Source organism: Streptomyces sp. NPDC052682, from assembly GCF_040678435.1.
Taxonomy (GTDB): domain Bacteria; phylum Actinomycetota; class Actinomycetes; order Streptomycetales; family Streptomycetaceae; genus Streptomyces.
Genome location: NZ_JBFATS010000005.1, coordinates 170,996 through 195,640, shown reverse-complemented (window position 1 = coordinate 195,640; position 24,645 = coordinate 170,996). Strand labels below are relative to the sequence as shown.

Here is a 24,645-nt window from a genome sequence, read left to right as displayed (position 1 = left end):
CGTCCCGGGGACGGCCTCCCGCTCGGCAGGGCGGCCGGCCGGTGCCCCGGCCGACGCGCACTCGCGTGCGGCGGCCGGCCCCCTCAGCGCAGGGCCGGCCGGCTCGGCTCCGCGTCGGCGCCCGAAGGGCCTTCGGGTGGTGCGGGAGCCGGAGCCGGGCGCCACACCCGGACCGCCACCGCGTACAGCGGCACCCCCAGGACGAGGCCCGCGCCGGCCCCGAAGCACACCGTCGGGATCAGCTCCCACGGCTTCGCGGACGCCCCCCAGTACTCCCACCAGCCCGCCGCCCGCCGCGCCGCCGCCAGAAGCGCGCAGCCGCCGATCAGCACACCGGCCCCCCACCTGTCCCGCACCGACAGCGCCGCGACCCCGGCGGGCTCCACCCGGGGCGCCCGCCGCAGCGCGTACGTCACGAACCCTGCGATGACCACGGCGGCCACCGCCGAACCGCCGTACTGCAGGTACCAGTAGAGCGGTGAGCCCGCCACCTCCCGCCCCAGAACGGGAAAAAGCCGCATTCCCCACCGGTCGAGGTGGGTGAACGCGTCCCAGACGACATGCGTCAGCGCCCCCAGCGCGGCGGACACGTACCAGCGTGCGACCAGCGACGGGCGGAGGCGCGCGCGTGGCGTACCGCAGCGCAGCCACCACGCCACCCGTCCCTGCCGGTTACGCGGCAGCAGGGCCACCAGCGGCTCGCGCACCAGCAGCCACAGTCCCACCAGTGCCCAGGCGACGAGCACATCGACCGTGAACACCCCCGGGAAGGAGTGCGTGACGTCGCCGAACTCCATCGCTCCGGACAGGACACTCGCCGCGTAGTAGGTCATGTCGGGCGAGAAGGACCCGGCTACGAGCACGGCCGGCACCAGCGCGCCCCGGCCGGTCCCGTCGGCGCGCACGGCGGGCAGGACGGCTGCCGCATGACTCAGTGTGAACGGCAACTCGGCTCCTCGCGACGGTCATTGACGGGCCGTCCCGCCCGGGGCGGAACACCCGGCCCAGTATGCGCGACACCGCCCTCCCGCGGTCCGCGCCGGCCGAGCGTGACCCACGGGTGAAATCCGGGCCCGAACGGGTGCCCGAGCAAAGAAAGTTGTCGTAGGGTCGCGAGGATCGATGTGCCGGCCGGCGCCGTGCTGTCCCGGCATATCGCGGGAACACCACGCAACAGAACAAAGACGTGCCCGCCGAGGGCAACCCCACCGGCGGGTCGATCGTCACAACAGGTCGGAACAGCAGACGGAGACGGACGCCCGGGCGTCCACGGGAGGGGTTCACTCTATGGCGGCGCATTTCGGCAGGAGGCTGCGCAAGGGGGCGGCTACCACCGCCGTGGCAGCGGTCGCGGTGGCGGCCCTGTCCGCGTCCCAGGCTCCGGAGGTGACGGCCGACAGTCACGGCAGACAGGCCGCCTCGGACGCCACGCCCGCACCCGAGACCGACGCCGACGGCAGCGCCACCGGCAACTCGCCGTACTACACGGACCTGCCGCCACTGAACAGCCCGAACCCGTCACCCACGACCGGCGCCACCCCCACGTCCCCGGGCGCCTCGGAGGCGGGCATCCCGGCGACCGTGCTCGACGCCTACAAGAAGGCCGAGGCCGAACTGCGCTCCTCCAAGCCCGGCTGCAACCTGCCCTGGCAACTCCTCGCCGCCATCGGCAAGGTGGAGTCCGGTCAGGCCCGCGGCGGCCGGGTCGACGCCGAGGGCAGGACGCTCTCCCCGATCCTCGGCCCGCAGCTCAACGGCAACGGCTTCGCGAGCATCAGGGACACCGACGGCGGCGCCTACGACGGGGACAGCCGGTACGACCGTGCCGTGGGGCCGATGCAGTTCATCCCGTCCACCTGGGAGTGGGCGGGCCGCGACGGCAACGGCGACGGCAAGGACGACCCCAACAACATCTACGACGCCGCGCTCGCCGCCGGCCACTACCTGTGCCGCAACGGCTGGGACCTGTCCGTCCAGGCCGACCTCAACCGCGCGATCCTCAGCTACAACAACTCCCAGGACTACCTGCACACGGTCCTGTCGTGGCTGGAGTTCTACCGCAAGGGCTCCCACGAGATCCCGGACGGCACCGGCAGCATCCCCGTGGGGCGCAGCGACGGCAGGGGCGACACGGACAGGGCCAACCCCAGGCCGTCGCCGCAGGCGCCCAGGACACCGGGCAGCAAGCCGCCGAGCAGCGACAAGCCCAAGGACCCGGGCGGCAGCTCCCCGAGCCCCAGGCCCACGCCGCCCGGGACCGGCTCGCCGAGCCCCGAGCCGCCCACCCCGGCGCCCTCCACCCCGACCGACACGGTCCACCACCTCGAGGACGCGGGCACCGCCAAGCTCACCGCCATGGCGGGCGACGCCTTCACCTCCAAGATCAGCACCCGGGCGGAGACGGAGGCCGGCAAGGCGGTCGGGAAGGTGCGGATCCGCTTCACCATCGTCGGCCCCACCGACGCCACCTTCACCGGCGGCGAGAAGGTGGCCACGGCCCTCACCAACGCCTCCGGCGTGGCCGTCGCGCCCGCCCTGCAAGCGGGGGAGAAGACGGGCGAGTTCGTCGTCCGCGCCACCGTGGTGGGCCGTACGGTGCGGGGCCTGGACTACACGGCCACCGTCACCGAACGCGCCGCCGACACCCTCGTCCGCACCGGCGACGCCCCGCTGACCTGCGTCCCGGGCGGCCAGTTCGCCACCGCCGTCGAGGTGAAGGCCACGTACAAGGGCGCCGTCGCGGACAAGGTCGCCGCCACCGCCACCCTCGTCAAGTCGGCCGAGGACGCGACCGCCAACGACAAGGGCCCCTACTTCAAGGACGCCGACGGCAAGCCCCTGCGCACCCTGACGGGCCTGCGGACCGACGCGAACGGCCTGCTGAAGCTGCCGCAGCTGTACGCGGACGACACCACCGGCACGTTCCTGCTCCGCATCACCACCGAGGGCGGCGCGGTGCTCACCCTGGAACTGACCGTGGCGGCGGCCGGGACCTCCTCGCCCAGCCCGTCCACCACCCCGTCCCCCAGCACCAGCCCCAGCCCCAGCGCCTAGTCCGTCGTACGACAGCGGCGGGGGCCCCCCCCCCCCCCGCGGGGGGGCGCCGCCGCGTGAACGGCCGGTTCTCGCCGCCGGGGACGGGCTCCCGCGCAGACCGCCGCACCGACGCCGGTCACCGTCTGAGCCGGGCGTTGGTGTGCCGGGTCGGCTCCGCGCCGGCCGCGTCCTCGGGCCAGGGGTGCTTCGGATAACGGCCCCGCAGCTCCGCCCGTACGGCCCGGTAGCCGTCCTTCCAGAAAGAGGCGAGGTCGGCGGTGACCGCGGCCGGACGCCCGGCGGGGGAGAGGAGGTGGACGAGCACCGGCACCCCGGCGATCCGCGGCGACTCCTGCAGGCCGAACATCTCCTGGAGCTTCACCGCCAGCACGGGCTGCTCCGGGGCGGCGTAGTCGACCCGGATCCGTGACCCGCTGGGCACAATGATCCGCTCCGGGGCGAGCTCGTCGAGCCGCGCGGCCTGACCCGAGGCCCAGGGCAGCAGCCGCCCCAGCGCCTGACCGGCATCGATCCGCCCGAGGTCGGCGCGCCGCCGGGCCCTGCCGAGCTCCGGCTCCAGCCACTCCTCCACGCGCGCGTACAGGGCGCCGTCGGAAACGTCCGGCCAGGGCTCGCCCAGGTGGAGGTGCAGGAAGGCGAGCCGCTGCCGCAGCCCCACCGCCTCCGGCGTCCAGCGCAGCAGTCCCAGCCCCTCCTGCCGGAGCCCGTCGAGCAGCGCGGCGCGTACGAGCTCGGGGTCGGCATCCTTCAGCGGACGCACCGCGAGCTCGACGGCGCCCAGCCGTTCGACGCGCCGGGCCACCACGTCCCCGTCACTCCAGCGCACCTCGTCCCGCTGCTCCAGCAGCGTCCCCGCCGCGAGCCGGGCCACCTCCTCGTCGACGACCGCCCCGAGCTGCACACGCGCGTGCCCCCTGCCGACGGGCCGGTCGGCCACGGCGACCGCGACCCAGGGCGCCCCGCGCAGCCCGCTCCCCTCCCCGAGCTCGGCCCGGGTCCCGGACACCATGAGGTACGACCCGCCGTCGCCCTTGGCGAGCCGCTCGGGGAAGGCGAGCGCGGCGACGAGCCCGGCCAGCCGGTCATCGGAGCCGCCGCCCGCCCCTGCGGCCTCGGCCTGCGCCGGAACGGAGGCGCGGGCGGACGCATCGGACACCTCCGATGCGGCGGCCCGCAGCCGCCGCGCCTCCGCCCGCCACCGCCCGGCGTAGGCGTCACCCCCGCGCCGCGCCGCCCGCAGAGCAGCCGCCAGGTCGTCCCCGTACTCCCGCGGGGGCTCCTCACTGAGCAGGGCGACCACGTCGGCGGCCGCACCGGAGGCATCGAGCAGTGCCCGCCCCAACCGCGGGTGCACCCCCAGCCGAGCCAGCCGCGCGCCCCGCTCCGTGACCCGCCCGGCGGGGTCCACCGCCCCGATCGCCGTCAGCACGCTCCTGGCCGCCGCCATCGCCCCGGCCGGCGGCGGATCCAGCAACGCCAGCCCCGACGCGTCCGGATCCCCCCAGCAGGCCACCTGGAGGGCGAACGCCGTCAGGTCGGCCACCTTGATCTCCGGGGAGGGGAACCGCGGCAGACGCGCGTCCTCGGCCTCCGCCCAGCACCGGTACACCGCCCCCGGCGCCTCACGCCCGGCCCGCCCCGCCCGCTGCCGCCCGGCCGCCTGCGACGCCCGCACCGTGGTCAGGGCGCTCAGCCCGCGCGCGTGATCGACCCGCGGCTCACGGGCCAGCCCCGAGTCCACCACGACCCGCACCCCGGGCACGGTCAGCGACGACTCGGCCACGGAGGTGGCCAGCACCACCCGGCGCCGCTCCCCGGGAGCCAGCACGGCGTCCTGCACGGCCGCCGGGGCCCGCCCGTGCACCTGGAGGACCTCGACGCCGTCCGGTTCCCCGAGCTGCCCCGCGACACGGCCGATCTCGCCCACCCCGGGCAGGAAGCACAGCACGTCACCGTCCCGCTCGGCCAGGGCCCGCCGCACCACCGACGCCACATGCGCCAGCAGCGCAGGATCGACCCGCATCCCGTGCGGTGGCCGCACCGGGCGCGCCGGCGGCGCCCACACCACCTCCACGGGGTACGAGGCCCCCCGCGCCTCGACCACCGGCGCCCCGCCCAGCAGCCGTGCCCAGCCCTCCGCGTCCGTCGTCGCCGAGGCGGCCACCAGCCGCAGCTCCGGCCGCAGCGCCTGCCGCACGTCCCACAGGAACGCCGCCGCGGTGTCCGCGTCCAGATGCCGTTCATGGCACTCGTCGAGGAGGACGACGTCCACCCCGCTCAGCTCCTCATCGCGCTGCAGGCGCTGCACCAGGACACCGGTCGTGACGACCTCCACGCGCGTGTGCCGCCCGACGACCCGCTCGCCGCGCACGGTGTAGCCGACGCTCTCGCCGGGCTTCTCACCCAGCAGCCACGCCATCCGCCGGGCCGCCGCCCGCGCGGCGATCCTGCGCGGCTCGGCGACCACCACCCGCCGCTTCGGCCCGTCCCCGAGCAGACCGGCGAGCGCCGGGGGCACCAGGGTCGTCTTGCCGGTGCCGGGCGGCGCCACGAGCACGGCGGTGCCGTGAGCCTCCAGGGCGTCGTTCAGCGCCGGCAGAGCACCGCGTACGGGCAGGGCGTCCAGAGCGTCGTAACGGATCACGCCCCCAGTGTCGTACGCCCCTTCGTGTGCCTCAGTCCCGCCGGTTCAGTCCCGCCCGCGTCAGTCCCGCCCGCGTCAGTCCCGCTCGCACACGAAGATGGCGGTCCCCGGGATCAGGTTCCCGCGCAGCGGCGACCAGCCGCCCCACTCGGAGGTGTTCCACTCCGGCCACTCCGGCTCCACCAGGTCCACCAGCCGGAACCCCGAGGCCACGATGTCGCGGACGCGGTCGCCGAGGGTCCTGTGGTGCTCCACGTACACCGCCCGGCCCTGCTCGTCCTGCTCGACGTACGGCGTGCGGTCGAAGTAGGAGGAGGAGACGCTCAGTCCCTCCGGGCCCGGCTCGTCCGGGAACGCCCAGCGGATCGGATGGGTCACCGAGAAGACGAAACGGCCGCCCGGGCGCAGCACCCGGCGCACCTCCCGCAGCACCAGGCGCGGGTCGGCGACGAAGGGCAGCGCCCCGTAGGCCGAGCAGGCCACGTCGAAGGAGCCGTCCGCGAAGGGCAGCGCGCCCGCGTCTGCACACACCAGAGGGAAGGATCCGCCGATGCGCAGCGCGTGCTGCAGCTGCCGGTGCGAGATGTCGAGGGCGACCGGGCGGGCACCCTGGGCGGCCAGCCAGCGCGCGCACTGGGCGGCGCCGGCGCCGATCTCCAGCACGTCCCGGCCCTTCAGTTCCTCCGGCGGGCCGAGCAGCTCGGCCTCCACCTCGTCCAGGCCCTCCGGGCCCCACACGAAGCGGTCGTCGCCGAGGAACGTGCCGTGTTCGACCTGGTACTCGTCGGCGTTGCGGTCCCACCAGCCCCGGTTGGCCCGGGCGCTCTCCGCGACGTCCGCGGCACGGCGGGTGGCCTCCGGTTCGGGCGCTTCGGGCTCTTGGATGATCGGCTCCTTCGTCGTACTCTTCCGTCCATCCGACGCGGGGGAAGAAACTCCTGTGCCGGGATTGCGGTGATCCGTCCCGGGTGTGCGGCTTCGCGCATTGACCATGCCCGGCTGCCCCCGTATGCTACAAGTTGCGCTGCGGGCCTGCGCACCTCAGACGTAGCAGGCTGCGCTCGCATCTGTTGTATGTCCCCTCGGTTGTCGAGGCGCCATCACCGGTTCGCTGGTGGGGCGCTTCCTTGGCTGTCCGGCTTCTGCAGAGCGAAACGGGCTCCAGCGTGAGCAGTACCTACGACTCAATGTCCGTACCGGAGCCCTTTTCCACATGACGAGCAGCACCGAGACCACCGCTTCCACCCCGCAGGTAGCGGTCAACGACATCGGTAACGAGGAAGCGTTCCTCGCAGCGATCGACGAGACGATCAAGTACTTCAACGACGGCGACATCGTCGACGGCGTCATCGTGAAGGTCGACCGGGACGAGGTCCTGCTCGACATCGGTTACAAGACCGAAGGTGTCATCCCGAGCCGCGAGCTCTCGATCAAGCACGACGTCGACCCGAACGAGGTCGTCGCCGTCGGCGACGAGATCGAGGCCCTGGTCCTCCAGAAGGAGGACAAGGAAGGCCGCCTGATCCTCTCGAAGAAGCGCGCCCAGTACGAGCGTGCCTGGGGCACCATCGAGAAGATCAAGGAAGAGGACGGCATCGTCACCGGCACCGTCATCGAGGTCGTCAAGGGTGGTCTCATCCTCGACATCGGCCTCCGTGGCTTCCTGCCGGCCTCCCTCGTCGAGATGCGCCGCGTCCGCGACCTCCAGCCGTACGTCGGCAAGGAGCTCGAGGCGAAGATCATCGAGCTGGACAAGAACCGCAACAACGTGGTCCTGTCCCGCCGCGCCTGGCTCGAGCAGACCCAGTCCGAGGTCCGTCAGACCTTCCTCACCACCCTGCAGAAGGGTCAGGTCCGCTCCGGCGTCGTCTCCTCGATCGTCAACTTCGGTGCGTTCGTGGACCTGGGTGGCGTCGACGGTCTGGTCCACGTCTCCGAGCTCTCCTGGAAGCACATCGACCACCCGTCCGAGGTCGTCGAGGTGGGCCAGGAGGTCACCGTCGAGGTTCTCGACGTCGACATGGACCGTGAGCGTGTCTCCCTGTCGCTGAAGGCGACGCAGGAAGACCCGTGGCAGCAGTTCGCCCGCACCCACCAGATCGGCCAGGTCGTGCCCGGCAAGGTCACGAAGCTGGTTCCGTTCGGTGCGTTCGTCCGCGTGGACGAGGGCATCGAGGGTCTGGTCCACATCTCCGAGCTGGCCGAGCGCCACGTGGAGATCCCGGAGCAGGTCGTCCAGGTCAACGACGAGATCTTCGTCAAGGTCATCGACATCGACCTCGAGCGCCGCCGCATCAGCCTCTCGCTGAAGCAGGCCAACGAGTCCTTCGGTGCCGACCCGACCGCCGTCGAGTTCGACCCGACCCTGTACGGCATGGCCGCGTCCTACGACGACCAGGGCAACTACATCTACCCCGAGGGCTTCGACCCGGAGACCAACGACTGGCTGCCGGGCTACGAGAAGCAGCGCGAGGAGTGGGAGCGCCAGTACGCCGAGGCGCAGGCCCGCTTCGAGCAGCACCAGCAGCAGGTCATCAAGTCCCGCGAGGCGGACGCCCAGGCCGCTGCCGAGGGTGGCGAGGCCGCCGCTCCGGCCGCGTCCGGTGGTTCGTACTCCTCCGAGGGCCCGGACAACTCCGGTGCGCTGGCCTCGGACGAGGCGCTGGCCGCCCTGCGCGAGAAGCTGGCCGGCGGCCAGAGCTGAACGCTCACCGCTAGGCACTAGCTGACAACTGTGGGCCCACCCCCTGGGGTGGGCCCACAGTCGCGTTCCCGGCCCCCTCGCTCGACGCCGCGGACGGACGAAGATCACGTCGGCCGGGAATGCGGGTGCCCTGCATCACGTTGTGACGTACGGACACAAGGAGGAGCGGTCACTGTGCTTGATCCGCAGGGTTTGTACGCATGGGAGCCGAAGGGCCTGGCCGTGGTGGACATGGCACTCGCCCAGGAGTCGGCCGGCCTTGTCATGCTCTACCACTTCGACGGATACATCGACGCGGGTGAGACCGGCGACCAGATCGTCGACCGGCTGCTCGACTCGCTGCCCCACCAACTCGTCGCCCGTTTCGACCACGACCGGCTCGTCGACTACCGCGCCCGCCGCCCGCTGCTGACCTTCCAGCGCGACCGCTGGACCGACTACGAGGAGCCCGCCATCGAGGTGCGGCTCGTCCAGGACACCACCGGCGCGCCCTTCCTGCTGCTGTCCGGCCCCGAGCCGGACGTGGAGTGGGAGCGCTTCGCCGCCGCCGTCCAGCAGATCGTGGAGCGGCTCGGCGTGCGCCTGTCCGTGAACTTCCACGGCATCCCCATGGGCGTCCCGCACACCCGCCCGGTCGGCCTCACCCCGCACGGCAACCGCACCGACCTCGTCCCGGGCCACCGCAGCCCCTTCGAGGAGGCGCAGGTGCCGGGCAGCGCCGAGGCCCTAGTCGAGTACCGGCTGATGCAGGCCGGGCACGACGTGCTGGGCGTCGCCGCGCACGTCCCGCACTACATCGCCCGCTCCCCGTACCCGGACGCGGCCCTGACCGTCCTGGAGGCCATCACGGCGGCGACCGGGCTGGTACTGCCTGGGATCGCGCACGCCCTGCGCACCGACGCCCACCGCACCCAGACCGAGATCGACCGGCAGATCCGGGAGGGCGACGAGGAGCTCACCGCGCTCGTGCAGGGCCTGGAGCACCAGTACGACGCCGCCGCCGGGGCCGAGACCCGCGGCAACATGCTCGCCGAACCCGTGGAGATCCCGTCGGCCGACGAGATCGGGCGGGAGTTCGAGAAGTTCCTGGCGGAGCGGGAGGGCGACGGCTGAGCCGGGAGGCCGGGCCGTCGCGCGTCAGAGGCAGGGCATAGGCTTCGGGCCATGCTGAAGGTGGGCCTGACCGGCGGGATCGGCGCCGGCAAGAGCGAGGTGTCGCGGCTGCTCGTCGAGTGCGGGGCCGTACTGATCGACGCGGACCGGATCGCGCGCGAGGTCGTGGCGCCCGGCACCCCCGGGCTCGCGGCGGTCGTGGACGCGTTCGGCGAAGACGTGCTCGCCGAGGACGGCAGTCTGAACCGGCCCAAGCTCGGCTCCCTCGTCTTCTCCGACCCGGAGAAGCTGGCCGTCCTCAACGGGATCGTGCACCCCCTGGTGGGTGCCCGTTCCCGCGAGCTGGAACAGGCCGCCGCCGAGGACGCCGTCGTCGTCCACGACGTCCCGCTCCTCACGGAGAACGGCCTGGCACCGCTGTACGACGTGGTGATCGTCGTCGAGGCGCGCCCCGAGACCCAGCTCGACCGGCTCGTCCGGCTGCGCGGCATGACCGAGCAGGACGCCCGCGCGCGGATGGCCGCCCAGGCGACCCGTGAGCAGCGCCGGGAGATCGCCGACATCGTCATCGACAACGACGTTCCCCTGGCCGACCTCGAGCGCCGCGTCAAGGAGGTCTGGGCCGAACTCCTCCGCCGGGCCCACGCCACGTCTCAGCCGCCCCGGGAATAGCGCGCCCTTTGCGGGGCGTTGAACGGCTCCAGCGAGGGAAGGACTGTGCCGTGCCCGAGACCAGCGGATGGAACGCACGTACTCCGGAGACGCACGTCATCGACTTCCGTGCCGCTGAGCAGCTGCTCGCCGCGCGGGATCCGCGGGGGGCGGTGAAGCTGCTCGACGGGGTCATCGCGGCCCACCCCGAGAACACCGCCGCACGGCTGTTGCGCGCGCGTGCCTTCTTCGCGGCGGCGCAGCTGCGCCCCGCCGAACTGGAGTTCTCGATCGTGCTGGAGCGCGAGCCGGACAACGCCTTCGCGCACTTCGCGCTCGCCCGTACCTATCAGCGCCAGGGGCGTCCCGACCAGGCCAGACGCCACTTCCGCCTGGCCGCGGCCCTCGATCCGAACCCCCAGTACCTCGAGGCGGCCCGGTTCGACTCCTGAGCTCGGCTACGGCTGATCCGGCGGGCGGTACGGGGGTGTGCCCCGGGTGTCCGGTGGGCGGTACGGCGGGATGTCGGGGCCCGGCTGGTAGTGCGGGCCCTGCCGGATGTGCCTGAGGACCACCGCCATGTCGACGGTGACGACCAGCCACAGCACGCCGCAAGCGATCGCCCACCCGGGCCGGCCGACGAGCGCGAACGCCACCGTTCCGAAGACCGCCCAGACCAGTCCCCAGACGCTCAGCCAGAAACGCGTCCGCAGCGCGCTGCGGGCGGTCACCGGTTCACTGCCTGTACGCCTCGGCACGGGAATCACACTCCTGTGGGAAACGTACTCCTCGCCGCGCACGTTCCTCAAAGGCGCGGGCACTCCCTGAGAGGGCCCAGACTGATCGCTGCGACCAAGGGGGACGATCCGTGGTTCCGGACGCCGAGGAGTTGCCCGAGGTCCTGCTCGACCTCGCGGTGCCCCACGAGGACATCAACGATCTGGTCGCCCTGCGGCGCACACTCGTCGCGGACCCCGGTGCCCTGCGGTTGCTGCGCGCGTGCGTCGACGCGTTGCTGGACGGCGGCGGGGAGACCGGCGGGGACGGGCGCGAGGGCGGTGGCCGTGGCCAGCGCCTGGTGGAGCTCCTTGCCGAGGCGCCGGCGGCCTTGGGTCCCTGCTTTCCCGTGTACGTGTTCGTCGCCGCGCTGCCGCACACGCGCGCGTACCACCGCGAGCGTGGCATCCCGGCCGACGTCACCCGGCGCACCCTGGCCGACCTCGGGCGGAACATGGCGGGCCACCGCCGGCGGCACGGCAGGGCCGGGGTCCAGGCCCCGCGGTGGCTCGCGCAGCACTTCCGTGGGGAGCTGTACCAGCTGGGCCGGCTGCAGTTCGAACGGGCACGGCTCGGGCAGCGCACCGGGCAGGCGGTCGCGGCGGCCGGGCTGGACGCGGCCCCGGGCGATCCGTGCCTGAACCTGCACATCCCCGACTTCCACGGACCGCTGACCCCGCAGGCCTGCGACCGGTCGCTGACCCTGGCCCGCGCGTTCTTCGCCCGGCACTTCCCGCAGGAGCCCTACCGGATCGCCGCGTGCCACTCCTGGCTGCTCGACCCGCAACTGCAGCGGTACCTCGCCGCCGACTCCAACATCCTCCGGTTCCAGGAGCGCTTCCGGGTCGCCTACGAGGCCCCGGAGCCGGCCGACACCGAACCCGTCCGGTTCGTCTTCGGGGATCCCTACCGGCCGGTGGCGACCCTGCCGAGGCGGACCATGCTGGAACGGGCCGTGGGGGACCACCTGCGGGCGGGCGGCCACTGGTACCTGGGCCACGGCTGGTTTCCGCTGTAGCAGGCCGAGACCGGTTCACTCGGTCGGGTGAATACCCGGCGCAGGGGAACGGGCGTGCGGGAACGGGCCGTTGGACGGGCATGGAGCTGAAAATGCGTGCGGGGTACGAAGGAACGGGACCCGGGGCGATCACCCCGGACGGCTGCGCGGTGGAGCTGTACGCGCGGCTGCCTGTGGGAGACGAACCGGACATCATCGCCGCGGCCGTTCCGGCCGGGGCACGGATTCTGGAACTGGGCTGCGGCGTCGGCCGCATGACACACGCGCTGCTGGAACGCGGATTCACGGTCACGGCGGTCGACGAGTCCGCCGAGATGCTGGAACGGGTGCACGCAGCGCGCACGGTGTGCAGTCCGATCGAGGACCTGGAGCTCGACGAGACGTTCGACGTGGTGCTGCTCGCGTCGTTCCTCGTGCACGCGGGGGACGTGGAGGTGCGGCGCGGGCTGCTGCGCACCTGCGTGCGGCACGTCGCCGACGGCGGCTGCGTCCTGATCCAGCGGGAGGGGGAGGACTACCACACGAACGTGCCGCGCGAGCGGGTCGACCCCAGCGGCTTCACCGTGCGGGTCCGGTCGGCGGAACCCGCCGGCGACGGGGTCAACTCGGTGCACGTGGAGTACGAGTTCCCGGACGCGACGTGGACGCAGACGTTCCGCTCCCGGCCGTTGACGAAGGGGCAGTTCGAGGAGGCCCTCGCGGAGACGGGGCTGAGAGTGGACCGCTATCTGACGGAGGACCGGATATGGGTGCGCGCGGTGGCCACGGACGGCTAGGCCGGTGGATGCGGTCAGGTGAGGAAACCTGTCGGCGAGCGATGAGTTCCACGGCGGAGGCCGGTCTTCCTGTGTGACCGCATCACGGATCACATCGCACAGGAGAACGCCATGTCCGAGACCACCGCTCACGTCGCCTCCGTCGCGTCCACGGCCGCTGTCTCCTCTCCGGTCGGCTCGCCGCCGTCCGTCTCGTCCGCCTCCTCCGGCAGTGCCGCCGCCGGGGCGGTGAGCGTGCGCGGGCGGTGGGCCCGGATCGCGCTGCGGGGGCTTCAGGTGCTGCTCGCCTTGTTCTTCGGCCTCGCCAGCGCCCTGCCCAAGCTGATCGCGCACGCGTCAGCCGTGGAGTCCTTCGACAAGATCGGCTGGGGCAGCGCGGGGATGTACGCCATCGGGGGGCTCGAACTGGCCGGAGCGGTCGCCCTGTTGGTTCCCGTGCTCCAGTCGGTGGCGGCCCTGGGGCTGAGCGCGCTGATGGTGGGGGCGTTCGTCGTCCAGGTCACCGTCTTCGACGGGCAGTACGCGGCGACGCCGCTGATCCTCATGGTGCCGCTCGCCCTCATCGCCTGGGCGCGGCGGGGGCACAACACGGACCTGCTGCGGCTGGTGCGACGACGGGGGTGATGGCTTGCGCGGGGCCGACGGTGTTCGCCACTGCCTCATATGGCGGAGCGGTGGCACGGCAGCACGGCGGCGCTGCGGCGTCGGCGGCGTCCGGGCGGGCCGAGGGGCCGTCCCGGACGCGGCCCTGCGCACGTCTCGTGTGTCAGGCGGGGGCCCGGGGACTGCGGGGCACGGGGTCAGGGCCTTGGCTTGCCGGCGCCTCCGCCGGGGCCGATACCGGGTCCGGGTCCGGCCAGGCCGCGCAGGCGTTCCAGTTCGCGGCGGTCCCGCTTGGTGGGGCGGCCCGCGCCGCGGTCCCGGATGGCCACGGGGGCGACGGCCTCGCGCGGCGGGGGCGGCGGGGAGTTGTCGATGTAGCACTGGGCGGCCACCGGGGCACCGACCCGCTTGCGGATCAGGCGGGTGACGACGACGATCCGCTCCCGGCCCTCGTGCCGCAGGCGCACCTCGTCGCCGACGCGCACGGCGTGCGCGGGCTTCACGCGCTCGCCGTTGATCCGCACATGGCCGCCGCGGCAGGCGGCGGCGCCGAGGGACCGGGTCTTGACCAGGCGCACGGACCAGATCCAACTGTCGATGCGGACGGTTTCGCCGTTCTGGGGACCGGCCGCCTCGGCGGCGGCAACGGCAGCGGCGATCTTCGGATCCAGGGGCTGTTCGCCGGTGGCGCTCCCGTCGCCCCCGGGACCGGTCCCGTTCCCCTGTGTCTCCTCGTGCTCGGCACCCTCAGCAGCCATGCCTCCGACCTTAGTCCTCCCCGGCGGCAGGACTCCGCAAAAAATATTCTGCAAAAACTCTTTTGCGGAATCGGTCGGCTGTCTACGCTCCCCGCATGGACAGCGACGACTCCAGGCGCGTGCTCGACCCCGAGCGGGACACCGCCGCCCTGAAGGCCCTCACCCACCCGTTGCGTATCCAGCTTCTCGGTCTGCTGCGGCAGGACGGTCCCGCCACCGCCAGTGAACTCGCCGTCCGGACGGGGGAGTCCTCGGCCTCGACCAGCTACCACCTGCGGGTGCTGGCCAAGTACGGGTTCCTCACCGAGGCCGAGCACCGCGACGGGCGGGAGCGGCGCTGGCGGGCGGTGCACGCGGTGACGTCCTGGAGCAACGAGGCCATGGAGTCCTCGGCTGCGGGGCGCGCCTGGGTCACCCTGTCGCGGCGGCGCCAGATCGAGCACCTGGAGGAGTCCCTCGCCCGGCACGAGGAGGACCTCGCCGCCGGGCGGCTGGGCCGGGAGTGGGTGGAGCCGTCCGGCATCAGTGACCACATGGCCCGTCTGACGCCCGAGTCGCTCGCGGAGCTGTGGGACGCGTTCGCCGGGAAGCTGGCGGACCTCACCGCCCGGGACGCCGGGGACCGGCGCGCCGAGCGGGTCGTCCTCGTCTGGGCCGGTCTTCCCGTCGCCGCCCGTTCCTCAGAGGCATGTGTGACCGACGTGACCGGAGCGACGGGAAGCCGGATGACTGCCGAAGCGACAGGAAGCCGGATGACTGAGGAGACCGATGTGGCCGGTGGCGCGGCCGACGGCGGCGACCGCCCGTGAGCGAGTCCCCGCAGGTGCGGGCCGCCCGCCGTCGCTATGTCACCGTCTGCGTCCTGTTCTGGCTCCCGCCGGGGCTGGGACTGGCGCCGATGATCCCCCTGTGCACCGACCGCGGAATGTCCCTCGCCGCCGTCGCCGGCTTCTTCGCGGCCCACTCGCTCACCGCTGCCGCGCTGGAGCTGCCCACGGGCGGGCTCTCCGACGTCCTGGGCCGCCGTGCCGTCCTGGCGGCGGGGGGCGCGCTGAGCACGGTGGCCCTGATCATGGTCGGCCTGGGCACCACCGCCTGGGTGCTGACGCTCGGCATGGTCCTCAAGGGGGCGGGCCGGGCCCTGGCCAGCGGCCCCGCCGAGGCCTGGTACGTCGACACGGTCCATGCCCACGCCGGTCCCGGCGCCGAGCTGCGTACCGGCCTGGCCCGCGGCAGCACCGCGACCTCCGGCGCGCTCGCGGCCGGCATCCTGCTCGGCGGTGCCCTGCCGTGGCTGCTGGGCGTGGTCCCCGGCCTCGGTGCCGGTCTGCGCGAGGCGACATCCGGGGCGGTGCCGCCGCTGGCCGTACCTGTGCTGCTGGGTGCGGTGGTCGAGGCCGTCTTCGTCGGCTACGTCCTGGCCGCCCTCCGCGAGCCGCCCCGGCCGCGGACCGGACGGCGCTCGGTACTGCGGGGTATTCCGGCCACCGTCGCGGGCGGGCTGCGCCTGGGCACGCGCGACGCGCTGGTGCGCCGGGTCCTGCTCAGTGCGGCCGCCACCGGCAGCGCCCTCGCCGCGCTCGAACTGCTCACCCCCGCCCGGGCCGTGGCCCTGACCGGCACCTCGGAGTCGGGAGCGGTGCTCTACGCCGCGCTCGCCTGCGCGGGCTTCGTCTGCGCCGGGGCCGGCAGCCACCTGGGGTCGTTCGCCGCCCGGGCCGCGGGCAGCGGTGAGCGGGCGGTCCTGGCCGGGCTCGGCGCGGGCGCGGCCGGCCTGCTGCTGCTCGGCGTCACCGCGCAGGCCGCGCAGCCGTACGTCATGGTGCTCGCGGGTGCCGGTTTCTGCCTGGTGTACCTCGGGCTCGGCGTGGCGGGCCCGAGCGAGAACGAGCTGCTGCACCGCAGGGTGCCGAGCGGCGGCCGCGCCACCGCCCTGTCCGTGCAGTCCCTCGCTCTGCAACTGGCCGGAGCGCTCACCGGCCTGGTGCTCGGTGGACTGCGGTCCGGCCCCGTGCCCTGGCTGGCGGCAGCCGCCGTACTGCTGTCGGGGGCCCTGCTGTGGCTGCGCAGGCCCGCGGCGGACGCCGAGCCGGAGCTCACCGGGCCGGGGGTCACCGGCCGCGTTCCCGAGGTCCGTTGACGAACGCACCGGGGCCGGGCCCTACCGTGGAGGCATGGACTCCACCGGCCTGACCGGTCTCGACCGGCGCATCGCGGACTGCCGGGCCTGCCCGCGGCTGGTCGCCTGGCGGGAGGAGGTGGCCAGGACCAGGCGCGCCGCCTTCGCCGACTGGACGTACTGGGGCAGGCCGGTGCCGGGCTTCGGGCCGCCCGACGCCCGGCTGCTGATCGTCGGGCTCGCCCCGGCCGCCCACGGCGGCAACCGTACCGGCCGGATGTTCACCGGGGACCGCTCCGGCGACGTGCTCTACCAGGCGCTGTACGACGTCGGCCTCGCCTCCCAGCCCACCTCCGTGCACGCGGGCGACGGTCTGGAGCTGTACGGCGTGCGCGTCACCGCGCCCGTGCACTGTGCCCCGCCCGCCAACAAACCCACCCCCGCAGAGCGGGACACCTGCCGTTCCTGGCTCGTGCGGGAACTGCGGCTGCTGCGGCCGACGTTGCGGGCCGCGGTGGTGCTCGGCGCCTTCGGCTGGCAGGCCGCGCTGCCCGCGTTCACGGAGGCCGGCTGGACCGTCCCGCGCCCTCGACCGCCCTTCGCGCACGGCACGCACGTGCACCTCACCGGCACCGAAGGAGCGGACGGCACGGACGGTACGGACAGCACGGGCGGCACGGAGGGCACCCACGGCAAGAACGGCCTGGACGGCACCCACGGCCTGGACCTCTTCGGCTGTTTCCACGTCAGCCAGCGCAACACCTTCACCGGCCGCCTCACCCCCGCCATGCTCCGAGAGGTCCTGCGCACGGCGGCGCGGGCGGCGGGGCTGCCACCCACGCCCGCCGCCCGCGAAATGAGGTGAGCGGACCGCCGAACCGCCGCTACGGTGCCCGGATGGCCCTGTATCCGGAGATCGAACCGTACGACCACGGCATGCTCGAGGCCGGTGACGGCAACCGCGTGTACTGGGAGACCTGCGGCAACCCGCACGGCAAGCCCGCGCTGGTGCTGCACGGCGGGCCGGGCTCCGGCTGCACCCCGTACTTCCGGCGCCTCTTCGATCCGGCCGCCTACCGGATCGTGCTGCTCGACCAGCGCGGCTGCGGGCGGTCCACCCCGCACGCGAGCGCGTACGACACCGACATGAGCGTCAACACGACCGCCCACCTCATGGCCGACCTGGAGCGGCTGCGTGCGCAGCTGGGGATCGAACGGTGGCTGGTGTGGGGCGTGTCGTGGGGGTCGGTGCTCGGGCTGCGCTACGCGCAGACGCATCCGGAGGTGGTGTCCGAGCTGGTGCTGACCGGCGTGGCCACCGGGTCGAACGCCGAAGTGGCCCTGCTGACCAGGGGCCTGGGGCGGATCTTCCCGGAGGCCTTCCGGCGGTTCCTCGCCGAACTCCCGGACGGCGAGCGGGAGGGCAATCTCGCCGCCGCGTACCACCGGCTGCTGGAGTCGCCCGACCCGGAGGTGCGGGAGCGGGCCGCGCGGGCCTGGACCGACTGGGAGACGGCGACCATCCCGGCGCCGCCGCGCTCGGTGGAGCGGTTCGAGGACCCGGTCTTCCGGATGGGCTTCGCCCGCACCGTCACGCACTACTGGGACCAGGACCATTTCCTCGGCGAGGGCAACGACGAGGGCGTCGTGCTGCGCGACGCGCACCTGCTCCGGGGCATCCCGGGGACGCTGGTGCAGGGCAGCCTCGACTTCGGCAACCTCCTCGGCATCGTCTGGCGGCTCCACCACGCCTGGCCCGGCAGTGAGCTGGTCGTCGTCGACGACGCCGGGCACGACGCGGGGGCGCCCGGGGTGACCGAGGCGCTGGTGGCGGCCACGGACCGGTACGCACAACGCCGGGCGGGCAGGAGCTAGGGGAGTTCGGCGGCCTCCTCGCCGAACAGGTGCCGCACCGTCGAGCGGTAGTTGGTCCGTACGTGCGTGCGCGCGTGCGCGCGGGCCCGCTCCGGGTCGCCCGAGGCGATCGCCTCGAACAACTCCCGGTGCTCCACCAGTAGGTGGGGCCACTCCTCGTTCCGCCGGGTCATCCAGCGCAGGCGGCCGGCGACCGGTTCCAGGGCGGCCGTCAGCAGGCTGTTGCCCGCCATGGCCATGATCCGGTCGTGCAGACGGCTGTTGACGTCCGTGATCACCTCCGCGTCTCCCGCCCGGGTCGCGGCGGCCGCCTGGTCGAGCAGGTCCGCGGCCTCCGCCAGGTCCTGCGGCGTCGCACGGGACGCGGCCAGCCCCGCCGCGTACACCTCCAACGCCTCGCGCAGCTCGAAGAGTTCCTTCACGTCCGTCGGCGTCAGACGGCGTACGACCGTCCTGCGCGGGGTCTCGAAGTGGACGAAGCCCTCGGCGACCAGGGCGCGGATCGCCTCCCGGACCGGCACGCGGGAGACCTGGAAGCGGTCCGCCAGTTCCCGTTCGACCAGGCGGTCGCCGGGACGGAGGCGGCCCGCGATGATCTCCTGGCGCAGGGCGGCCAGGACCCGTTCGCGTACCGCTCCGAGGGGTTCGCTCTTCGCCGAGGGGCTCATGGGGCCATCTTCGCCGACTCCGGGAGTCTTTTACCGAGCGTTAACAGCGGCGATATCGGCCGGAACGGTTGACGGCGGGACCATGTCGGCAGTTTGGTATACCAAACCCCTGCCAGCCCCTGCCGCCCCCCACCGAGCACTCCTCCGTCGTCCCCTTGCTCATGGAGGCCCCCGTGTCCCTCGCCGACCGCGCCGAAGTCACCGGCGTCCCCGTCCTCGCCCCCGATCCCCGGCTCACCAACGAGGACCTCGCGCCCGCCGAGAAGCGCAACTGGAAGGTCTTCGACCTCTTCGCCATGTGGATGTCCGACGTCCACAACCTCGGCAACTACACCTTCGCCGCCGGGTTGCTCTTCCTTGGTATGAACGTCTGGCAGATCTTCACCTCCCTGCTCGCCGGCTTCGTGCTCATCTACGTCGGGATGAACTGGATGGGCAGGATCGGGCAGCGCCACGGGGTGCCCTTCCCGGTCGTCAGCCGCATCAGCTTCGGCGTCTGGGGCGCCAACATCCCCGCGCTGATCAGGGCCGTCATCGCCATCATGTGGTACGGCATCCAGACCTACCTGGCCTCCGTCGCCGTGAACGTTATGCTGCTGGCGGCCTGGCCGGGCCTTGAGTCGTGGACGCACAGCTCCTTCCTGGGCCTCGACACGCTCGGCTGGGTCTCCTTCGTCGCGCTGTGGCTGGTCCAGGCGGCGATCATCAGCCGGGGCATGGAGTCGGTCCGCAAGTTCCAGGACTTCTGCGGCCCGGCCATCTGGCTCGTCATGATCGCGCTGGCCGTCTGGATCCTCGCCAAGGCCGGCTGGACCATCTCCCTGACCAGCACCCCGCACCCGGTCTCCGTGGGCGAGCAGTGGCGCCAGTGGTTCGGCGCGATCGGCCTGGTGCTGGCCACGTACGGCACGCTGATGCTCAACTTCTGCGACTTCTCCCGCTTCGCGCCCGACTACCGCAGCGTCAGGCGCGGCAACTTCTGGGGCCTGCCCGTCAACTCCACGGCCTTCGTCATCGTGTCGGTCATCGTGACCGCCGGGGCGTACGAGGTGTTCGGCAAGGAGATCACCGACCCCGCCTACCTCGTCGCCGAGACCGGCAACACCTGGGTTCTGGTGCTGAGCGCGCTGACCTTCGCCATCGCCACCATGGGCGTCAACATCGTCGCCAACTTCGTCTCCCCGGCGTACGACCTCGCCAACGTCTGGCCGCAGAAGATCAGCTTCCGGGTCGGCGGCATGATCAGCACGGTGGCGGCGCTGGTGGTGACGCCCTGGAACCTCTTCTCCAACCCCACCGTCGTCAACTACTTCCTCGGCGGCCTCGGCGCCTTCCTGGGCCCGCTGTTCGGCGTGATCATGGTCGACTACTTCCTGATCAAGCGCGGCCGGATCGACGTCGGCCAGCTGTTCAACGCCGAGCCCGGCTCCCGCTACCACTACCGCAAGGGCGTCAACCCGAAGGCCCTGTGGGCGTTCCTGCCGGCGGCGGGGGTCGCGGCGGTGCTCGCGCTGGTGAAGACCTTCAGCGACGTGGCGCCGTACTCCTGGTTCATCGGCACGGCCCTGGCGGCCGGCCTCTACCTGGTCCTGTGCCGGGGCGAGCGCACCGCCACGGAGGGCTGAGCAGCGTGCGGATCGTCGTCACCAACTGCAACACCACGCGGGAGATGACCGAGGAGATCGTGCGAGGTGCCCGGGCCGCCGCAGGCCCGGGCACCACCGTGACCGGGCTGACCCCGAAGTGGGGCCCCGAGTCTGCGGAGGGCTGGCTGGACAGCTACCTGTCCGCGGCGGCGGTGCTGGACGTGCTGCGGACGTACCAGGGGCCGCCGTACGACGCCGTGGTCCTGGCCGGTTTCGGGGAGCACGGGCGCGAGGGCGTCCGGGAGCTGGTGGACGTACCGGTCGTCGACATCACGGAGGCCGCCGCCCATCTGGCCTGCCTGCTCGGGCGGCGCTACGGGGTCGTCACCACGCTGGAGCGGTCCCGCGGGCAGATCGAGGACAGCCTGGAGACGGCCGGGGTCGGCCGCAACTGTGCCGCCGTCGTCGGCACGGGGCTGGGCGTGCTCGACCTGGGGGACGACGAGCGCACCGAGGCGGCGTTCCTGGCCGCCGCCGAACGGGCCCGCGCGGCCGGGGCAGAGGTGCTGGTGCTGGGCTGCGCCGGGATGACCGGCATGCGGCGGGCGGTGGGGGAGAAGCTGGGGCTGCCGGTCGTCGACGGGGTCGCGGCGGCCGTACGGCTCGCCGAGTCGCTGGTGGCGCTGGGCCTGACCACCAGCCGCGCCGGGAGTTACGCCAAGCCGCTGCCCAAGCGCCGGATGTGGGGGCCGCCGTCCGCCGGGTGATCCGGACGCCACAGGTACCGGACGTCCGGCTCGCGCTCCTCGTTGCGGCTGCCGTCCGTCCACTCGGCGGCGGCGAAGCCGTGCCGCTCGTAGAAGCGGCGGGCCGGCCCGTTGACCTGGAAGGTCCACAGGCTCAGCCCGTGCGGGCGGCGGTCCTTGGCGAGGGCGACGAACCGGTCACCGAGGCCGCGCCCGCGCCACTCGGGGGCGAGATACAGCTGGGACAGCTCCTCGCCATCGAGCACCAGCACGCCCACGACGCCGCCCGCCGCGTCCGCGACCCACGTCTCGCGCAGCGGCACCAGCACCTGACGGAAGTAGGCCCGCACCTCGTCGTCCGGCCGGGGCCGGACCACGCCCGGCAGGGCGGCGGCGAAGGACCGCAGCCAGACGTCCGCCGCGGCGTCGGCGTCGGCCTCGCCGGCGGCCCGGCGCAGCCCGGCCTCCGGGGTGCCGACGGTCACGTGCCCTCCGGTACGACGGCCGTCGCCGTGATCTCCACCAGCTGGCCGGTGTAGCCGAGGCAGGCCACGCCGATCAGCGTCGAGGAGTGCGGGCCGGTACTCAGGCCGGAGGCCTCCACCACCTCCCAGACGGCCGACAGCACCGCCGGCTCATCGCTCACCACGTACACGTCCGTCGCCACGACATGGGTGAAGTCGCTGCCGGCCGCGCGCAGTTGCGCACCGAGGTTGGCGAGCACCTGCTCGGCCTGCCGGACGGGATCGCCCGGTCCGACCAGGTTTCCGTCGGCGTCGAGCGGGACGGACCCGGCGAGGAAGGCGAGCTTCGTGCCCGCCTCGACCACCGACGCGTGCGAGTAGGTGGGCGGCGGGAAGAGACCCGGGACGGTGACGCGCTGCACCACGAACGGCTCCGATCTGCGGGGAGGCACAACCCACTGATCATGCGGGCCACGGCCCGCTCGCGCACCCGAATAACAGGGGCCGCCGGTTAATGCCTCGCGAGGGCCGGGCCCGTCCACGTACCCTGCCGACGACCCCCGACCACCAGGAGCCCCACCCGTGCCCGTGCCCTCGGACCAGGCCTTCCTCGACCGCACCGCCGACCGTCTCGCCGCGCTCCCCGCCGTACGGGCCGTCACCCTCGGCGGATCACGGGCGCAGGGCACCGAACGGCCCGACAGCGACTGGGATCTGGCGGTCTACTACCGGGGCGCCTTCGACCCGGACGACCTGCGCGCCGTCGGCTGGGAGGGCGAGGTCTGCGAGATCGGGGCCTGGGGCGGCGGGGTCTTCAACGGCGGCGCGTGGCTGACGATCGAGGGGCGGCGCGTGGACGTCCACTACCGCGACCTCGACGTCGTCGAGCACGAGCTGGCCGAGGCGGAACAGGGGCGCTTCCGGGTCGAGCCGCTGATGTTCCACATGGCCGGCATACCCAGCTACCTGGTCGTCGCCGAACTCGCCGTCAACAAGGTGCTGCGGGGCCACCTGCCGCGCCCCACCGCCTATCCGCCGGCGCTGCGCCGGACCGCCCCCGGGCACTGGCACGGCATGGCCGCCGCCACCCTCGCCTACGCCAGGGCCGGGCACGCCCCGAAGGGCGCCCTCACCCAGGTCGCGGGCGCGATCGCGCTGGCCACGACCCAGACCGCACACGCGGTGCTGGCGGCACGTGGGGAGTGGGTCACCAACGAGAAGGGGATCGTCGCGCGGGCCGGGCTGAGCGACATGGACGCCGTGCCGGCCACGCTGACGCCGGACCCGAGCGTTCTCGCCCGGGCGGTCACGCACAGCGAGGCACTCCTCGCGCGGGCGGTCGCGGAAGCCCGCCGGTGACCGGCTCATCCGCCGCTGGCGGCTGAAGCCCAGCACATTCTCGGGGCCCCGGAGCACCTGCCGGGCCGGCATCGCCGGTGTGACGCAGTGATCACCGCGGGGCGGCATTCCAGCCATATGGCATGGGCATGCATCGGGCGTTCGGCGACGGCCCCCGACAAGGAGGATGCGCGCCATGAGCGCTCTCGCGACACCGTCCACCCCCACCGCCCCCGGAGGTCTCCCGCTGATCGGGCACGGTCTCCAGCTCGCCCGCAACCCGCTGCCGTTCATCGACTCCCTGCGCGCCCACGGCAGCGTGGTGTGCATACGCATCGGCCCCACCCCCGCCTACGTCGTCACCGACCCGGCCCTGACCCGCAAGGTCCTGGTCACCGACGCCGCGCACTACGCCAAGGGCGGCAAGATCATCGACGCGTTGCGGGTGTTCTTCGGGGACGGCCTCGCCACCATCGCCGACGGCGAGGCCCACCTGCGCAACCGGCGGCTGATGCAGCCGATGTTCAACAAGGCGCACATCGCCGAACGCGGCGACGCGATGATCGACCAGGTGCGGACGCTGGTCGGCGCCTGGACCGAGGGGCAGCCCCGGGACGTGTACGCGGACATGAACGAGGTCACCCTCGCGGCCTTCCTCGTCGCGCTGTTCGGCGCGGACCTGCCCGAGCACCTCGCCGGCGAGTTCACCTCGCTCATGCCGGACATCATGAAGGGCACGATCCGGCAGACCATCCTGCCGCCGTGGGTCACCCGCCTGCCGCTGCCCGCCAACCGGGCCCACGCCCAGCGCGTCGCCCGGCTGCGCTCCCTCATCGACGAGGCCATCGACCACCGGCTGAGCCGGGTGACCCGCCCCCAGGCGCCCGGCACGGAAGCGGCCGCCGCCGGATGCCCGCACGCCGCGGGGCAGGAGCGGCAGGCCGGCCTTTTCGACACCCTGCTCACCGCCGAGGACCCGCTGACCCGCCAGCAGCTCCAGGACGAGGCGATCACCCTGCTGACCGGGGCCATCGAGACCACCGGCACCACCCTGGCCTGGACGCTGTGCGAGATCGCCCGCCACCCGCAGATCAGACGGCGGCTGCTGGAGGAGCTCGACTCCGTGTGCGGCGACCGCCCGCTGCGCTACGCCGACCTGGAGCACCTGCCGTACGCGCGCAAGGTGCTGCAGGAGGCCATCCGCAAGTACGGCCCGGCCTGGCTGGTGACCCGTACCGCCACCCGCGACATGGACCTCGGCGGACACCGCATTCCGCGGGGTGCCGACGTGGTCTGGAGCCCCTACCTCCACCAGCACGACCCCGAGGTGTTCACCGACCCGGACGCCTTCGATCCGGACCGCTGGACCCCCGAGACCGTCTCGGCCGCCCGCGGATCCTTCCTCGCCTTCGGTGACGGGCGTCGCAAGTGCATCGGTGAGAACTTCGCCTGGGCCGAGCTGCAGATCATCCTCGCGACCGTGCTGCGGACCTGGCCGGTGTTCACCCCCGTCTCGTCCCGCCCGCCGCGCCCGCAGGCCGTGGTCACCGTCAAACCCGACGCCCTGACCATGACGTTCCACCAGGCCCGACCCGCCGGCTGAGCCCTCCCGGTGCACGGGCAGGACCCTGAGCCTGCCCGTGCACCGATTGCGTTCATAAAGAACGCGGTTCTCAGGCCAGTTCGTCACATCCCGGCAACACAGCCGTTCCCGTCCCGGGCCCTGCGCGCCCTACCGTGGACACACC

The 24,645-nt window shown here is 73.2% G+C and carries 24 protein-coding genes; 16 read left to right on the top strand and 8 right to left on the bottom strand.

Going from position 1 to position 24,645, the window contains the following annotated elements; translation table 11 throughout:
- Positions 1–83 precede the first annotated feature (83 nt).
- Positions 84–947, bottom strand: a complete 864-nt coding sequence (locus tag AB0K80_RS09725; RefSeq protein ID WP_365667621.1) for a DUF4184 family protein — start codon at positions 945–947, stop codon at positions 84–86.
- 340 nt (positions 948–1,287) lie between these two features.
- Between AB0K80_RS09725 and AB0K80_RS09720 the strand changes: the two genes are divergently transcribed.
- Complete coding sequence (locus tag AB0K80_RS09720) at positions 1,288–3,054, top strand: lytic transglycosylase domain-containing protein (RefSeq protein ID WP_365667619.1); 1,767 nt, start codon at positions 1,288–1,290, stop codon at positions 3,052–3,054.
- 118 nt (positions 3,055–3,172) lie between these two features.
- Here AB0K80_RS09720 and hrpB read toward each other — a convergent pair whose 3' ends face one another.
- Positions 3,173–5,701: an ATP-dependent helicase HrpB gene (gene hrpB, locus AB0K80_RS09715; RefSeq protein WP_365667617.1), complete on the bottom strand. Its 2,529-nt coding sequence runs from the start codon at positions 5,699–5,701 to the stop codon at positions 3,173–3,175.
- A gap of 75 nt (positions 5,702–5,776) precedes the next feature.
- A complete protein-coding gene (locus AB0K80_RS09710; protein ID WP_365667615.1) occupies positions 5,777–6,694 on the bottom strand; it encodes a class I SAM-dependent methyltransferase in 918 nt (305 codons plus the stop codon).
- 220 nt (positions 6,695–6,914) lie between these two features.
- On the opposite strand from AB0K80_RS09710, the gene rpsA reads away from it, so the two are divergent.
- From rpsA to AB0K80_RS09690, 4 genes are all read left to right on the top strand, one after another.
- Positions 6,915–8,405 (top strand): 30S ribosomal protein S1, encoded by a 1,491-nt coding sequence (gene rpsA, locus AB0K80_RS09705; RefSeq protein WP_365667613.1) that lies wholly within the window; start codon positions 6,915–6,917, stop codon positions 8,403–8,405.
- 174 nt (positions 8,406–8,579) lie between these two features.
- Positions 8,580–9,518: a PAC2 family protein gene (locus tag AB0K80_RS09700; protein ID WP_365667611.1), complete on the top strand. Its 939-nt coding sequence runs from the start codon at positions 8,580–8,582 to the stop codon at positions 9,516–9,518.
- Positions 9,519–9,569: 51 nt separating this feature from the next.
- Entirely contained in the window at positions 9,570–10,190 is a 621-nt protein-coding gene (gene coaE / locus AB0K80_RS09695; RefSeq protein ID WP_365667609.1) for a dephospho-CoA kinase, read from the top strand.
- 50 nt (positions 10,191–10,240) lie between these two features.
- A complete protein-coding gene (locus AB0K80_RS09690; RefSeq protein ID WP_365667608.1) occupies positions 10,241–10,621 on the top strand; it encodes a tetratricopeptide repeat protein in 381 nt (126 codons plus the stop codon).
- A 6-nt stretch (positions 10,622–10,627) separates the two neighbouring features.
- Here AB0K80_RS09690 and AB0K80_RS09685 read toward each other — a convergent pair whose 3' ends face one another.
- Positions 10,628–10,933: a DUF6343 family protein gene (locus AB0K80_RS09685; protein WP_365667926.1), complete on the bottom strand. Its 306-nt coding sequence runs from the start codon at positions 10,931–10,933 to the stop codon at positions 10,628–10,630.
- A 104-nt stretch (positions 10,934–11,037) separates the two neighbouring features.
- Here AB0K80_RS09685 and AB0K80_RS09680 point away from each other — a divergent pair, with 104 nt between their 5' ends.
- The 3 genes from AB0K80_RS09680 (at position 11,038) to AB0K80_RS09670 (ending at position 13,364) form a co-directional block, all read left to right on the top strand.
- Positions 11,038–11,964, top strand: a complete 927-nt coding sequence (locus AB0K80_RS09680; protein ID WP_365667606.1) for an acyltransferase domain-containing protein — start codon at positions 11,038–11,040, stop codon at positions 11,962–11,964.
- Between the two features lie 80 nt (positions 11,965–12,044).
- Positions 12,045–12,740 carry a class I SAM-dependent methyltransferase gene (locus AB0K80_RS09675; protein WP_365667605.1) on the top strand — a complete coding sequence of 232 codons (696 nt, stop codon included), beginning with the start codon at positions 12,045–12,047 and terminating at the stop codon, positions 12,738–12,740.
- A 111-nt stretch (positions 12,741–12,851) separates the two neighbouring features.
- Positions 12,852–13,364 carry a DoxX family protein gene (locus AB0K80_RS09670; protein ID WP_365667603.1) on the top strand — a complete coding sequence of 171 codons (513 nt, stop codon included), beginning with the start codon at positions 12,852–12,854 and terminating at the stop codon, positions 13,362–13,364.
- Between the two features lie 176 nt (positions 13,365–13,540).
- Here AB0K80_RS09670 and AB0K80_RS09665 read toward each other — a convergent pair whose 3' ends face one another.
- Positions 13,541–14,101, bottom strand: coding sequence for an RNA-binding S4 domain-containing protein (locus AB0K80_RS09665; protein ID WP_365667601.1), 561 nt, complete (start codon positions 14,099–14,101; stop codon positions 13,541–13,543).
- Between the two features lie 95 nt (positions 14,102–14,196).
- On the opposite strand from AB0K80_RS09665, the gene AB0K80_RS09660 reads away from it, so the two are divergent.
- Genes AB0K80_RS09660 through pip form a run of 4 tightly spaced genes read left to right on the top strand, consistent with a single transcriptional unit; the run spans position 14,197 to position 18,095 of the window.
- Complete coding sequence (locus AB0K80_RS09660) at positions 14,197–14,910, top strand: helix-turn-helix domain-containing protein (protein ID WP_365667600.1); 714 nt, start codon at positions 14,197–14,199, stop codon at positions 14,908–14,910.
- Positions 14,907–16,241, top strand: coding sequence for an MFS transporter (locus AB0K80_RS09655; protein ID WP_365667599.1), 1,335 nt, complete (start codon positions 14,907–14,909; stop codon positions 16,239–16,241). Before AB0K80_RS09660 ends, AB0K80_RS09655 begins: the two co-directional genes overlap by 4 nt.
- Before the next feature lie 34 nt (positions 16,242–16,275).
- Complete coding sequence (locus AB0K80_RS09650) at positions 16,276–17,085, top strand: uracil-DNA glycosylase (RefSeq protein WP_365667597.1); 810 nt, start codon at positions 16,276–16,278, stop codon at positions 17,083–17,085.
- Positions 17,086–17,117: 32 nt separating this feature from the next.
- Positions 17,118–18,095 carry a prolyl aminopeptidase gene (pip, locus tag AB0K80_RS09645; protein WP_365667595.1) on the top strand — a complete coding sequence of 326 codons (978 nt, stop codon included), beginning with the start codon at positions 17,118–17,120 and terminating at the stop codon, positions 18,093–18,095.
- Here pip and AB0K80_RS09640 read toward each other — a convergent pair.
- The gene (locus tag AB0K80_RS09640) at positions 18,092–18,763 is read right to left on the bottom strand and encodes a GntR family transcriptional regulator (RefSeq protein ID WP_365667594.1); all 672 of its coding nucleotides are present in this window, start codon (positions 18,761–18,763) and stop codon (positions 18,092–18,094) included. The genes pip and AB0K80_RS09640 overlap by 4 nt on opposite strands.
- A gap of 173 nt (positions 18,764–18,936) precedes the next feature.
- On the opposite strand from AB0K80_RS09640, the gene AB0K80_RS09635 reads away from it, so the two are divergent.
- Both AB0K80_RS09635 and AB0K80_RS09630 read left to right on the top strand, forming a co-directional pair.
- Positions 18,937–20,388, top strand: coding sequence for an NCS1 family nucleobase:cation symporter-1 (locus AB0K80_RS09635; RefSeq protein ID WP_365667592.1), 1,452 nt, complete (start codon positions 18,937–18,939; stop codon positions 20,386–20,388).
- 5 nt (positions 20,389–20,393) lie between these two features.
- Complete coding sequence (locus tag AB0K80_RS09630) at positions 20,394–21,116, top strand: aspartate/glutamate racemase family protein (protein WP_365667591.1); 723 nt, start codon at positions 20,394–20,396, stop codon at positions 21,114–21,116.
- Here AB0K80_RS09630 and AB0K80_RS09625 read toward each other — a convergent pair.
- On the bottom strand, positions 21,062–21,580 hold the full coding sequence (locus tag AB0K80_RS09625; protein WP_365667589.1) for a GNAT family N-acetyltransferase: 519 nt from the start codon (positions 21,578–21,580) through the stop codon (positions 21,062–21,064). The genes AB0K80_RS09630 and AB0K80_RS09625 overlap by 55 nt on opposite strands.
- Positions 21,577–21,984 (bottom strand): RidA family protein, encoded by a 408-nt coding sequence (locus tag AB0K80_RS09620; RefSeq protein WP_365667587.1) that lies wholly within the window; start codon positions 21,982–21,984, stop codon positions 21,577–21,579. The genes AB0K80_RS09625 and AB0K80_RS09620 overlap by 4 nt, the downstream gene beginning before the upstream one ends.
- Before the next feature lie 157 nt (positions 21,985–22,141).
- On the opposite strand from AB0K80_RS09620, the gene AB0K80_RS09615 reads away from it, so the two are divergent.
- Both AB0K80_RS09615 and AB0K80_RS09610 read left to right on the top strand, forming a co-directional pair.
- The gene (locus AB0K80_RS09615; RefSeq protein WP_365667585.1) at positions 22,142–22,918 is read left to right on the top strand and encodes a nucleotidyltransferase domain-containing protein; all 777 of its coding nucleotides are present in this window, start codon (positions 22,142–22,144) and stop codon (positions 22,916–22,918) included.
- 175 nt (positions 22,919–23,093) lie between these two features.
- The gene (locus AB0K80_RS09610) at positions 23,094–24,500 is read left to right on the top strand and encodes a cytochrome P450 (RefSeq protein ID WP_365667583.1); all 1,407 of its coding nucleotides are present in this window, start codon (positions 23,094–23,096) and stop codon (positions 24,498–24,500) included.
- Positions 24,501–24,645: the final 145 nt, after the last annotated feature.